The organism is Sphingomonas sp. Leaf208, assembly GCF_001421415.1.
GTDB lineage: Bacteria > Pseudomonadota > Alphaproteobacteria > Sphingomonadales > Sphingomonadaceae > Sphingomonas.
The window spans coordinates 255,900-268,727 of sequence record NZ_LMKH01000036.1 but is presented as its reverse complement, the minus strand read 5'-3'; the positions used below and the strand labels follow the sequence as shown (position 1 = coordinate 268,727).

The following is a 12,828-nucleotide window of genomic DNA, read 5'->3' as shown; positions in this document are numbered from 1 at the left end:
CCCAACTGGGCCCCGGCCTCCGCCGGGGTGGAGTCTTGTGAGCAAGTTCGCGTTCCACGACATCGAGCCCCAAACTCACCCCGCATTAACCCACCCCCTGTAACCCCCAGTCCATGCTCCGCATCCTAACCCTCTCCACCCTGTTCCCGGATGCGACCCGCCCCAATTTCGGCGTCTTCGTCGAACGCCAGACGCTCGGCCTCGCCGCGCACCCCGACGTTTCATTACAAACGGTAGCACCGATAGGCCTCCCGCCAGGCCCGCTCCGCCACCTCGGCCACTACGCGGCCCTCGCCACGCTCCCGACGCACGAACGCTGGAAAGGCATCGACCTCCACCGCCCGCGCTTCACCGTCCGCCCGTTCCTCCAGGGCCGCCACCACGCCGCAGCGTTGCAGCGCGCGCTCGTCCCCGTCCTCGACACGATCCGCGAAGACTTCGCGTTCGACGTCATCGACGCCTCGTTCTTCTTCCCCGACGGCCCTGCCGCGGTCGCGCTCGGCAAGCGCTACGGCGTCCCCGTCTCGATCAAGGCGCGCGGCTCCGACATCCACATCTGGGGCAACGCACCCGCCACCGCCGCACAAGTCCGCGCCGCAGGCCGCAACGCCGCGGGCATGCTCGCGGTCAGCGCCGCGATGAAGGCCGACATGGTCGCGATGGGACTGCCCGCCGACCGCATCCGCGTCCACCACACCGGCGTCGACCAGGATCGCTTCCACCCCGTCGACCGCGCCGCCGCCAAGGCAGCCGTCGGCGTCGCCGGCCCATTGGTCGTCTCGGTCGGCGCGCTGATCCCGCGCAAGGGCCACGACATCGTCGTCGACGCGGTCGCCGCACTCCCCGGCGTCACGCTCCTGATCGCAGGGCAGGGCCCCGCGCGATCGACACTGGAAGCGCAGATCGCGCGCCTCGGCATAGCCGACCGCATCCGCCTGCTCGGCGCCGTACCCCACGCCGAAATCCCGAAGCTGATTGCCGCTGCCGATGTCAGCGCGCTTGCCTCCGAGTCCGAAGGTCTCGCCAACGCCTGGGTCGAATCGCTCGCCTGCGGTACCCCGATCGTCATCACCGACGCCGGCGGCGCGCATGACGTGGTGACATCGCCAGAAGCAGGCCGCGTCACGATAGGCGACCCACTAGCGTTCGCCGCCGCGATCGGGGTCCTCCTGGCCGACCCGCCCGCGCCCCAGGCGACGCGCGCCACAGTCGCCAGTTTCACCTGGGAAGCCAACACCGCCGCGCTCTACGAGCATTTGGCGACGCTAGCCGCGGAACACCGGATCTAGAATCCTCCCCCGCCAGGGGGAGGTGGCTGGCCCTTGCCAGACGGAGGGGGAGGAAAGGGAAACGTCAGTTGGGCATCCGCCCCCTCCGTCACCTCCCCCTGGCGGGGGAGGATCAACAGTCTCCGCTCACCCCTCGAGCGGGTACAACGCCGCCACGATCCAGCGACCCTCACCACGCAGTACCGCCCAAGCCCGAGCGGCAGCACGGCTATCCATAGCCTCGATCCCGAACCCCCGTGCCTCGACCGCCTTCTTGAACGCAAGCGGCGGCTGACGCAGCGCGGAACCGGTCCCCAGCAACAGGAACTCCGGCGGCGGATCGAGCGCCAGCAACGCCGCCACATCCGCCTCGCCAAGCGCCTCGAACGCCGGCGGCTCCCAGCCATCCGCACGCTCAGGACTGATCGACAACGCGGTATAATAGCCGTCGTCGACCTTGAACCCGGCCCGACCGATCGCCGAGATCATCGGCCCATCGGTCTTCTCGCGGTCCATCCTCATGACGTGATCAACGCTCGACCTTCGGACCAACCCGCTCGGCGCCGTCCTGCACGCCGCCCTTGCGCGGTGCAGGATCGGCCCGCAGCCCCAGCGTGATCAGCAACGACGACGACACATAGATCGACGAATACGTCCCGACCACGATGCCGAGGATCATCGCCGCGGTGAACCCGCGCAGCACATGGCCGCCCAGCACCAGCATCGCGACCAGCGCGAGCAGGATCGTCACCGAGGTCATCACGGTCCGTGGCAGCGTCTCGTTCACCGACAGGTCGATGATCTCGCGCATGTCCATCTTCCGATACCGGCGCATGTTCTCGCGGATACGGTCGTCGATCACGATCTTGTCGTTGATCGAATACGAGATGATCGTCAGCACCGCCGCGACGATGTTCAGGTCGAACTCGAACTGCGTCAGCGCGAAGAAGCCGAGCGTCATCAACAGATCGTGGACGATCGCAACGACGGTCGACACGCCGAACTGCCACTCGAACCGCACCACCGCGAACAGCGCGATGCCTAGGATCGCAAGGCCGACCGCGAGCAGACCCTTGCTGATCAGCTCGTCCGAGACCTTGCCCGAGATCGTGTCGTATTTCGAGAAAGTCGCGCCGGGGAACTTGACCGCGAGGTCGTCCGAGACCTTCTTGACGAGGCGGTTGGTCGCGCCTTCGTCACCCGCCGGAACGGGCAGGCGGATCGACAGCGTCTTCGGATCGCTGAACGACTGGATCGAGGCTTCGCCGACGCCGAGCCGGTCGACTTCGGTACGAACCGCGTCGATCGACGGCGGGGTCGCGAACTTCTCTTCGATCAGGACGCCGCCGACGAAGTCGACGCCCATGTTGAGGCCCTTCGTCACGACTAGCCCGACCGCGAGCAGGGACAGTAGCAGGGTCAGCCCGAACGCCCATTTGCGGAGCGAGACGAACTTCAGGTTCGTGTTGTCGGGAACGAGTTTCAGCAGGCGCATGGTTATCTCCCGCCTCAAATATTGATCGTGGTGGGGCGGTTCTTCCGCAGCCACAGCGCGACCATCATCCGCGTGAACGTGACGGCGGTGAACACCGACGTGCAGATCCCGATCAGCAGCACGACCGCGAAGCCCTTCACCGGACCCGAGCCGAGCAGCAGCATGATCACGCCGGTGATGGCGTGGGTCACGTTGGCCTCGAAGATCGTCCGCGATGCTTCCTTGTAGCCGAGCTCGACCGACTGGACGACGCTACGCCCGCGTCGCCGCTCCTCGCGAATACGCTCGTTGATCAGCACGTTGGCATCCACCGCGGTACCGATCGTCAGCACGAACCCGGCGATACCGGGCAGCGTCAGCGTTGCGTTCAGCATCGCCATGACCGCGACGATGACCAGGATGTTGATGACCACCGCGAGGTTCGCATACAGCCCGAACCGGCCATAGGTGACGAACATGAACACGATCACGAGCAGCGCGGCGACGATCGACGCCAGCACGCCGGCGCGGATCGAATCCTTGCCGAGATCGGGGCTGACGGTACTCTCGGCGATCGTCTTCAAATTGACCGGCAGCTTGCCCGACCGCAGCGAGATCGCCAGTGCGTTCGCCGACTCGACGGTGAAGTTGCCCGAGATCGACGCGCGACCGCCCAGGATCGGCTCGTTGATGTTGGGCGCAGAGATCACCGAATTGTCGAGGATGATCGCGAACGGCTTGTTGGTGTTCTCGGTCGTGACCTTGGCGAAGCGTCGGCCACCCACCGCGTCGAACGTGATCGCCACCTGGGCTGCGTTGGTCTGCGACTCGAACTCCTGGCGCGCATCGGCGAGCTGGTCGCCCGAGATGATCACCGATCGCTTGACCGCGATGAACGGCACGCCGCGCGGGTTGCCCGGATATGGCAGCACCTGGCTGCCGACCGGGGCGATCCCCTTGACCAGGTCGGCCGGGTTCGCGGTCTCGTCGACCAGCTTGAACTCAAGCTTGGCGGTCTTGCCGATCAGCTCCTTCAGCGCCTGCGGGTTCTTCAGCCCCGGCACCTGCACGACGATCCGCGTTGCACCCTGGCGAACGATCGTTGGCTCCTTGGTGCCGAGCGCGTCGATACGACGACGGACGACTTCGGTCGCGTCCTTCATGGCGGTGTCGACCGCCTGGGTCAGGCCGGCCTGGGTCGGCTTGAGCACGAACCGGCTCGTGTCGACGACGTTGATGTCCCACTCGCGCTGGCCGCTCATCCCGGCGCCACCGCCGGTGATCGCCAGCAGGCGCTCGCGCGCCGCATCGACCTGCGACGGGTCACGCAGCAGGAAGGTCAGCTGGCCGCCCCGCGTCGAAATGTCGCCGATCTCGATCCGCGGCGTCCCGTTGCGCATCGTCCCCGCGACGCTGTCGCGCATCGCCTCGATCCGCGTCGCGGCGAGGTCGGCGGTATCCGCCTCGAGCAGCAGGTAACTGCCGCCGGCGAGATCGAGCCCGAGGTTGATGTGCGGATGCGGTATCCGCCCCCATTGGCTCGTGGTGCTCTCGGGGAGGAAGCTCGGGATCGCCAGCAGGCACAATGCCGCCAGCAACCCGATGATCGACCCGATTTTCCAGCGCGGGAAGTCGAGCATCAGTCGTTCGCCGGCTTCGTGTTCGGGCTGGTGATGTCGGTCAGCGTCGCCTTGACGACGCGCACGCGGACATTCGGCGCGATCTCGACCTCGACGACATTATCCTCGACCTTGGTCACCTTGCCCAGGATCCCGCCCGACGTCACGACGCTGTCGTTCTTCTTCACCGCAGCGACCGACGCCTGCAGCGCCTTCATGCGCTTTTGCTGCGGACGGATCATCAGGAAATAGAACACGACGAACACGAGGAAGAGCGGCGCGAGGCTCAGGAACGAGGCGATCCCGCCTCCCGCCGTCGTGGCGGCGCCGTCTGCGGCCTGGGCGTATGCTGGTGAGATGAACATGGAGTTCCGTATCTGTGAAGGGTGGCTCGGTTCGCGCGCCGCGCGGCCGGTCGCATTGGTCCGCCCGCTATCATCGCTTGGTGTCCCGTGCAACTGACGCAGGCGCGGACGGTTCGTGTAGAGACCACGACGAAGTCACGGCGAAACCGGGGCGAAACAGGAGAGATGCGATGATTCTGGTGATGGGACATATCAAGCTGGCCGCAGGCGAAGGTGCGAAGATCGCGGACACGCTGATCGCGCACATGGCCGCCTGCGCCGCGGAAGACGGCTGCGAGTTCTACAATCTCGCACTCGACCTGGTCGATCCCGACCTGATCCGGATCTCCGAACGCTGGGCGAGTCCCGAAGCGATCGCCGCGCACGGCCAGGCCGAACACCAGAAGGCCTTCGGTCGCACCCTGCGCGCGTACACCATCGAGCAGGTCAGCGTGAAGGCCTATGACGGCAGCTTCTGGCGCACGCTGATGGGCGACTGAAGCAATCTTTGCTGGCAAGCGGCGTTGCGACTTGCATCGCGCGTCGACCCTGCGTAGAGCGCGCGGCTCGGGCTGCTATGCGGCCCGTTCGGTCGGAGCGTAGCGCAGCCTGGTAGCGCACCACACTGGGGGTGTGGGGGTCGCAGGTTCGAATCCTGTCGCTCCGACCATTTTCTTACATCGATGAAAAGACGCGGCGCTGCTGGCCAAGCGGCGTGCGTTGGTTCTTGCGCGACGCTCGCTCGCCCACAACCGCGCTCCCCTCCCTGAAAGGGAGGGGCTGGGGGTGGGTAGGTCGGTTTGAGCCCCACCGGTCCGAACAGGCGGAAACCGACCCACCCCCAACCCCTCCCTTCCAGGGAGGGGCGAAGAAGGGGACCGGAGAACAGTTAAGCCGTCTCGCTCACCGTCGCCGCATGACTCACCGCCACCGCGCTGAGGTTCACGATCCCCCGCGCGGTCACGCTCGGCACCATCATCTGCAACGGCTTCGCAAGCCCCAGCAGCATCGGCCCCAGCGGCAGCGACTCGGTCGACGCCGACAACAACGACACCGCAATGTTCGCCGCATCGATGTTCGGCATCACCAGCAAATTCGCCGACCCGGTCAAAGGACTGTCCGCGACCAGTCGCCGTCGCAGCGCCTCCGACAGCGCCGCATCGCCGTGCATCTCGCCATCGAACTCGAACTCGGGCGCCGCCGCCTTCAGCAAAGCATGCCCCGCGCGCATCTTCTGCGCAGAAGGCGACCGCGACGCACCGAAGCTCGAATGCGACAGCAACGCCGCCTTCGGCTCGATCGCGAACGCGCGCACAGCCTCAGCTGCCAGCAACGTCATTTCGGCGATCTGCTCGGCAGTCGGATCGACCGTCACGTGCGTATCGCAGAAGAAAAGACTGCCGGTGCGCAGGATCACCGCCGACATCGCATATAGCCGCGAGACGCCCGGCATCCGCGGGATCAGCGGCATGACGTAGGTCATCTGCGTCCACCAGTCGCCGATTCCGCCACACAAGGCCGCATCGACGCGCCCCTCGCGCAGCAGCATCGCCGCCGCCACGCTCGGCCGGGTCCGCAGCGCCCGCTCGGCGCTATCGGGCGGCGATCCGCGACGGCCGACCAGCGCGTTGTATCCGGCCAGCAACGGGTCGAACACTTCGCGGTCGGTACCCGGATCGAGCACTTCGACGTCGGTGCCGATCGCCATCCGCAACCCGCTCGACTGGATCTTCTCGGCGATCACCTCGCGCCGCCCGATCAGCACCGGCCGCCCGATCCCCTCGTCGATCACCGTCTGCACCGCGCGCAGCGTGCGGTCGTCCTCGCCCTCGCCATACGCGATCGAGCGCCCCGCCTGCTTGGCGCGCGCGAAGATCGGCCGCATCAGCTGGCCCGAGCGATACACGAACACTTCGAGGTCACGCAGATACGCGTCGAAATCCTCGATCGGCCGCGTCGCCACGCCGGAATCCATCGCCGCCTTCGCCACCGCCGGCGCGACATGCAGGATCAGCCGCGGATCGAACGGCTTGGGGATGATGTAGGTCGGCCCGAACACCGGCGTTGCGCCACCGTAAGCAGTGACAACCACGTCGGACGCGGTCGCGCGTGCCAGGGCCGCGATCGCGTCGACCGCCGCGACCTTCATCGCCTCGTTGATCTCGGTCGCGCCGACATCGAGCGCCCCGCGGAAGATGAACGGGAAGCACAGCACGTTGTTGACCTGGTTCGGAAAATCCGAGCGGCCCGTGGCGATGATCGCGTCGGGTCGCGTCGCATGCACCAGCGCCGGCTGGATCTCGGGCTCAGGGTTCGCCAGCGCCAGGATCAGCGGATCGGGCGCGAGCAAATGCAGCCATTCCTGCTTCAGCACGCGCGGTGCCGACAGCCCGAGGAAGATGTCCGCCCCCTCCAGCACGTCGGGCAGGGTCCGCGCGTTCGTCGTCCGCGCATAACGCGCCATGTTCGGCGGCATCACGTCGCCGCGATCCTTGTGCACCACGCCCGCGATATCGGTCAGCGTCACGTTCTCGGGATTGAGCCCCATCGACACCAGCAGATCGACCGTCGCCAGCGCCGCCGCGCCTGCGCCCGACGTCACCAGCTTCATCTGGTCGAGCCGCTTGCCGCGCAGTTCGAGCACGTTGCGGACCGCGGCCGCACACACGATCGCGGTGCCGTGCTGGTCGTCGTGGAACACCGGGATGTTCATCAGTTCGCGCAGCTTCGTCTCGATCTCGAAGCATTCGGGCGCCTTGATGTCCTCGAGATTGATCCCGCCGAACGTCGGCTCGAGCACGCGGACCGCCTCGATGAACGCCTGCGGATCGAGCTGGTCGATCTCGATGTCGAAGCAGTCGATCCCCGCGAATTTCTTGAAGAGCACCGCCTTGCCCTCCATCACCGGCTTCGACGCCAGCGCACCGATCGCACCGAGCCCGAGCACCGCGGTGCCGTTGGTGATGACCGCGACGAGATTGCCCCGCGCGGTATAATCCCGCGCCTTGTCCGGATCGGCGGCGATTTCCTCGCACGCAGCGGCCACGCCCGGCGAATAGGCGAGCGCCAGATCGCGCTGCGTCGCCATCCGCTTGGTCGCCTCGACCGAGAGCTTACCGGGCTTGGGATAGCGGTGATAATCGAGCGCGGCTTTGCGGAAATCGTCTTCCATGGTCTTCCTAACCTGTCGGCCGCGGCGGCGACCGGGTTGAGCGCGCAGACAGAGCCCGCGGCGAATGTTCAAGGGAGCGCATAGCCTTAGGCACACCAATCCGCCAACCCCGCGCGGACGTAGCGTCGGTTTGGCGGGCGGGTGCACGCCGGCTACCCTGGAACTGGTCATCACCCCAGAACTGAGTGCCACCCGGGAACTGGCCACCACCCCGGCGAAGGCCGGGGCCCAGTTGGAACGTCAGAGGTAACGAAGCGCCTCCCTCCCTCAGCACCGTTCCCCAACTGGACCCCGGCCGCCGCCGGGGAGGTGCGATCTGACCGGATGGGCCGGGCTCCCTTTTTTGTTCTCCCGCGAAAGCGGGAGCCCAGGAATCACGAGCGGCGTCCGCCGTAACCCTGGCCCCCCGCCTCCGCGGGGGAACGGTAGAGAGCGGAAGTGAGGGAACGATGCAGGGCATGACCCGCCAAGAATCCCCTGTCCTACAGCGAACCAATATGGTTCGCTCCACCCCCAAACAGGGCGGGAGCCACATCATGACCATCGACCACCTAATCGACGCCGTCATTGACCGCGAAGGCGGCTACTCGAACCACCCCGCAGACCGAGGCGGCCCCACCCGCTACGGCATCACGGAAAGCGTAGCCCGCACCAACGGCTACCCCGGAGACATGCGCAATTTTCCCCGCGACCAGGCGGAAACCATCTACCACCGCCTCTACTGGACCCGCCCGGCCTTCGACCAGATCGCCCCCCGAGCCCCGAAAATCGCCGAAGAACTCTTCGACACCGGCATTAACATGGGCCCCGCAGTCGCCACCACCTTCCTCCAGCGTGCGCTCAATGCGCTCAACCGCGGCGCCACCGACTACCCGGACATGATCCTGGACGGCCGCATCGGCCCCGCCACGCTCACCGCGCTCGACTCCTTCCTAGCCCGCCGCAAACCCGGCGGCGAAACCGTGCTCCTGAAAGCGATCGAGGCCCTCCAAGGCGAACGCTACGTCGCGCTGGCCGAGACCCGTCCCGCCAACGAAGCCTTCCTCTACGGCTGGCTCGCCAACCGCACCTGAGGCCCCTGCGAAAACGCTCCCAGCGTGTGAACTTTGTGCACTTCCAGATTGCCGGAGACAGCCAATGACCCCGCAACCCCTTGATCCAGCACCAGACCCCTGGATCACCCGCGCTCGGCCAACGTTCCTCTACGTGATGTACACATTGCTGCTCGGTGCGATCCCCGCAGGCCTGATCGCCGCCGTCCGCCCGCAGATGGTGCAAGCGGTCGCGGCCGGCATGGCGGCGTATCTCAACGCGATCCCCGAACCCCTCTACGCGCTCTTCGGCACCGGCTATCTCGGCTACACGGTCGCGCGGGAATGGGGGAAGGGGCGGTAGGAATACCGTTCGTGCCGAGATCCTACTTGCACGTCATGCCGCTCGCACTCCCCTTTCCGTTCGTGCCGAGTAGCGACCGAGTAGCCCCCTCGGGCGTATCGAGGGCGCGTATCGAGGTACAGGTGACACGCGCAACCTCAATCCCTCGATACGCGCTCTCGACAAGCTCGATCGCTACTCGGGACGATGGACGACACGAACGGGAGGTCAGCCGACACGAACGGCGCGCGTTCAGGCACAGGCGTTGCACCCCCAAAACCAAACCCTACATCGCGCCTATGAGCAACGACCCCCACGCCATGCCGACATGGCACGGCACCACGATCCTCTCGGTCCGCCGCGGCGGCAAGGTCGTCGTGATCGGCGACGGCCAGGTCTCGATGGGCCAGACCGTCATGAAACCCAACGCGCGCAAGGTCCGCCGCCTCGGCGACGGCAGCGTCATCGGCGGATTCGCCGGCGCGACCGCCGACGCGTTCACCTTGTTCGAACGCCTCGAACGCAAACTCGAAGCGCACCAGGGCCAACTCCTGCGCGCCGCGGTTGAGCTCGCCAAGGACTGGCGCACCGACAAGTTCCTCCGCAACCTCGAAGCGATGATGATCGTCGCCGACAAGGACGTCACGCTGATCCTCACCGGCAACGGCGATGTCCTCGAACCCGAGAACGGCGTCGCCGCGATCGGCTCCGGCGGCAACTACGCGCTCGCCGCGGCCCGAGCGCTGGTCGAATACGAGACCGACGCCGAGGTGTTGTGCCGCAAGGCGATGGGCATAGCGTCCGAGCTCTGCGTCTACACCAACGACCGCCTCACGGTCGAAACGATGGATTCGACCACGTAATCCCCCTCCCGCTTGCGGGAGGGGTTAAGGGAGGGGCTGAAATACACCCCACCCACGCCTTCCGCTGCGGCCACGCCCTCCCCCGACCCCTCCCGAGCGGGAGGGGAGAAGGTAACAAAATGAACGACCAGCTCACCCCAAAGGCCATCGTCGCCGCGCTCGACGCCCACATCATCGGCCAGGCCGCCGCGAAACGCGCGGTCGCCGTCGCGATGCGCAACCGCTGGCGCCGTCAGCAGCTCAGCGAAGACCTCCGCGACGAGGTCACGCCCAAGAACATCCTGATGATCGGACCGACCGGCTGCGGCAAGACCGAGATCAGCCGCCGCCTCGCCAAGCTCGCCGACGCGCCGTTCGTGAAGGTCGAGGCAACCAAGTTCACCGAGGTCGGCTATGTCGGCCGCGACGTCGAACAGATCGCCCGCGACCTCGTCGAGGAAGCCATCCGCCTCGAAAAGGAACGCCGTCGCGTCGCCGTCAAGGACAAGGCAGAGGAGGCAGCTATGTCGCGCCTGCTCGACGCGCTCACCGGCAAGAACGCGAGTGAAGCGACGCGCGAGAGCTTCAAGCAGCGCTTCCTCGACGGCCATCTCAATAACGCCGAAGTCGAGATCGAGGTCGAGCAGGCGCCGACCACGCCGTTCGAGATCCCCGGCGGCGCGCCGCAGATGATCAATCTCGGCGAGATGATGAAGTCGTTCGGCGGCGGCCAGCAGTTGAAGCGCCGGAAGCTCACCGTGCACGCGGCGTGGGACAAGCTCGTCGAGGAAGAGGCCGACAAGCGCCTCGACCAGGACGAGGTCAGCCGCGCGGCCTTGGCCGACGCCGAAGCCAACGGCATCGTCTTCCTCGACGAGATCGACAAGATCGCAGTCGCGGATGGCCGCGGCGGTTCGATCAGCCGGGAAGGCGTCCAGCGTGACCTGCTCCCGCTAATTGAGGGTACGACGGTTGCGACCAAGTACGGCCCGATGAAGACCGACCACATCCTCTTCATCGCCTCGGGCGCGTTCCACGTCGCCAAGCCGAGCGACCTGCTCCCCGAACTCCAGGGCCGCCTGCCGATCCGCGTCGAACTGAAGGGCCTCACCGAAGCTGATTTCGTCGCGATCCTGTCCGACACGAAGGCGTCGCTGCCGCTGCAATACAAGGCGCTGATCGCCACCGAAGGCGTCGGCATCGAGTTCACCGAAGACGGCATCGCCGCAATCGCGCGCATCGCCGCCGAAGTGAATTCGGAGATTGAGAACATCGGCGCACGGCGTTTGCAGACGGTGATGGAGAAGCTGCTCGAGGAGGTAAGCTACAACGCGGAGGACCGCGGCGGCTCGAACCTCGTCATCGACGGCGCCTATGTCGACAGCCAGCTGAAGGAAATCGCCCGCAACACCGACCTGAGCCGGTTCGTGCTGTAACTAATGGGGGGAAGGCAAACCTTCCCCCCATCCGTTCGTGCTGAGCGAAGTCGAAGCACCCTGAGTCTCATGCCCTTCGACTTCGCTCAGGGCGAACGGAGAGGGGGGTATTTAGGAGAAACCCATGGACGTGACCGAAGCCATAGCCGCTCGCCGCTCCGTCCGAGGCTTCCTCGACACCCCCGTCGATCCCGCACTCCTCCGCGACCTCGCGATAAAAGCTTCCCGGGCAGCAACCGGCGGCAACCTCCAACCTTGGCACATCGCCATTGTCCAAGGCGACGCCATGACCGGGCTCAAGGCCATCATGGCTGAAAAGATCGTCACCGGCGCAACCGACGAAACCCCAGCCTACGACGTCTACCCTCGCGACCTTGCCGCCCCATAACGAGACCGCCGCTACGCCGTCGGCGAAGCGATGTACGCGCACATCGGCATCCCCCGCGACGACAGGCCGGCGCGGTACAAATGGTTCGCTCGGAACTTCGAATTCTTCGGCGCCCCCGCCGCCTATTTCTGCACAGTCGACCGCCGCATGGGCCCGCCGCAATGGTCGGACCTCGGCGTGTACCTGCAAAACCTAATGCTGCTCGCGGTAGACGCCGGTCTCGCCACCTGCCCGCAGGAATGCTGGGCGATGTATCCGGAGACGGTCGGGAGGGTCTTGGATCTGCCCGAAGACCGCGTGCTCTTTTGCGGCGTGGCGATCGGCTACGAGGACAAAAGCGCGCCTGCCAATGCGTTGCGCACAGAGCGCGCGGACGAAGTGGAATGGCTGACGGTGATCGTCTGATTCAAGCCGTCACGACGTAACGGCGCACCACCCCGGCGAAGGCCGGGGCCCAGTTGGGGGACGATTGTAACGGATGAAGGCGCTTCGTTACGCCGGCCTTGCCAACTGGGCCCCGGCCTTCGCCGGGGTGGTGTATATGGGCCGGTGCGTCGCCTCCATTTTGTTCACCCGCGAAGGCGGGTGCCCAGACTGGGTCCCCGCCTTCGCGGGGAAACAAGTTTTTAGAGGACCACCGTCACCGGCTTGGCGCCCTTTATCCCCGCTAGGATCATCGCCTCCCACACCGCAGGATCGCCCGCCGCCGCCATCGCTCTGTCAGGCTCGCGCAGCGTCTTCAGCACCGCCAGCGCATCGGGCAGATAATCCGCCCACGCCGCGTCGATCAGCCGCGACGCCGACTCGGCATCGCCGCCGGCATTCGCGCTGATACGCTGTCCCGCCAGCACGCGCGCGACGCGTTCGGCGACAGGTGTAGTGGAAACGTCCATGAGCATTCTCCTCGCGGG

Annotated in this window: 11 protein-coding genes, 1 tRNA gene and 2 pseudogenes; 8 read left to right on the top strand and 6 right to left on the bottom strand. The window is 66.3% G+C overall.

The genetic code is table 11. The annotated features are described in order from the left end of the window. Positions 1-113 precede the first annotated feature (113 nt). On the top strand, positions 114-1,289 hold the full coding sequence (locus ASE69_RS18825; RefSeq protein ID WP_056489906.1) for a glycosyltransferase: 1,176 nt from the start codon (positions 114-116) through the stop codon (positions 1,287-1,289). A gap of 126 nt (positions 1,290-1,415) precedes the next feature. Here the strand turns inward: ASE69_RS18825 and ASE69_RS18820 are convergent, their stop codons facing one another. Genes ASE69_RS18820 through yajC form a run of 4 tightly spaced genes read right to left on the bottom strand, consistent with a single transcriptional unit; the run spans position 1,416 to position 4,726 of the window. Then, positions 1,416-1,790 carry an MTH938/NDUFAF3 family protein gene (locus tag ASE69_RS18820; RefSeq protein WP_056489903.1) on the bottom strand — a complete coding sequence of 125 codons (375 nt, stop codon included), beginning with the start codon at positions 1,788-1,790 and terminating at the stop codon, positions 1,416-1,418. A 7-nt stretch (positions 1,791-1,797) separates the two neighbouring features. Beyond that, positions 1,798-2,763: a protein translocase subunit SecF gene (gene secF / locus ASE69_RS18815; protein WP_056489900.1), complete on the bottom strand. Its 966-nt coding sequence runs from the start codon at positions 2,761-2,763 to the stop codon at positions 1,798-1,800. Positions 2,764-2,777: 14 nt separating this feature from the next. Further along, entirely contained in the window at positions 2,778-4,382 is a 1,605-nt protein-coding gene (secD, locus tag ASE69_RS18810) for a protein translocase subunit SecD (protein ID WP_056489897.1), read from the bottom strand. Next, positions 4,382-4,726: a preprotein translocase subunit YajC gene (yajC, locus tag ASE69_RS18805; protein WP_056066746.1), complete on the bottom strand. Its 345-nt coding sequence runs from the start codon at positions 4,724-4,726 to the stop codon at positions 4,382-4,384. The genes secD and yajC overlap by 1 nt, the downstream gene beginning before the upstream one ends. A 170-nt stretch (positions 4,727-4,896) precedes the next feature. Here yajC and ASE69_RS18800 point away from each other — a divergent pair, with 170 nt between their 5' ends. Both ASE69_RS18800 and ASE69_RS18795 read left to right on the top strand, forming a co-directional pair. Continuing rightward, the gene (locus ASE69_RS18800; protein ID WP_056489894.1) at positions 4,897-5,205 is read left to right on the top strand and encodes a putative quinol monooxygenase; all 309 of its coding nucleotides are present in this window, start codon (positions 4,897-4,899) and stop codon (positions 5,203-5,205) included. Between the two features lie 93 nt (positions 5,206-5,298). Continuing rightward, positions 5,299-5,375, top strand: a tRNA-Pro gene (locus tag ASE69_RS18795). Positions 5,376-5,594: 219 nt separating this feature from the next. Here the strand turns inward: ASE69_RS18795 and ASE69_RS18790 are convergent. Beyond that, positions 5,595-7,877 (bottom strand): NADP-dependent malic enzyme, encoded by a 2,283-nt coding sequence (locus ASE69_RS18790; protein ID WP_056489891.1) that lies wholly within the window; start codon positions 7,875-7,877, stop codon positions 5,595-5,597. Between the two features lie 536 nt (positions 7,878-8,413). On the opposite strand from ASE69_RS18790, the gene ASE69_RS18785 reads away from it, so the two are divergent. From ASE69_RS18785 to ASE69_RS18765, 5 genes and pseudogenes are all read left to right on the top strand, one after another. Continuing rightward, positions 8,414-8,950, top strand: coding sequence for a glycoside hydrolase family 108 protein (locus ASE69_RS18785; RefSeq protein ID WP_056489888.1), 537 nt, complete (start codon positions 8,414-8,416; stop codon positions 8,948-8,950). A gap of 88 nt (positions 8,951-9,038) precedes the next feature. After that, a pseudogene (locus ASE69_RS18780) lies at positions 9,039-9,272 on the top strand (3TM-type holin); the annotation flags it as partial. Between the two features lie 299 nt (positions 9,273-9,571). Beyond that, a complete protein-coding gene (gene hslV / locus ASE69_RS18775; RefSeq protein ID WP_056066793.1) occupies positions 9,572-10,114 on the top strand; it encodes an ATP-dependent protease subunit HslV in 543 nt (180 codons plus the stop codon). A gap of 119 nt (positions 10,115-10,233) precedes the next feature. Continuing rightward, a complete protein-coding gene (hslU, locus tag ASE69_RS18770; RefSeq protein ID WP_056489881.1) occupies positions 10,234-11,529 on the top strand; it encodes an ATP-dependent protease ATPase subunit HslU in 1,296 nt (431 codons plus the stop codon). A 124-nt stretch (positions 11,530-11,653) separates the two neighbouring features. After that, positions 11,654-12,322, top strand: a pseudogene (locus ASE69_RS18765) (nitroreductase). Positions 12,323-12,543: 221 nt separating this feature from the next. Here ASE69_RS18765 and ASE69_RS18760 read toward each other — a convergent pair. Then, positions 12,544-12,810 (bottom strand): hypothetical protein, encoded by a 267-nt coding sequence (locus ASE69_RS18760; protein ID WP_056489878.1) that lies wholly within the window; start codon positions 12,808-12,810, stop codon positions 12,544-12,546. Positions 12,811-12,828 lie beyond the last annotated feature (18 nt).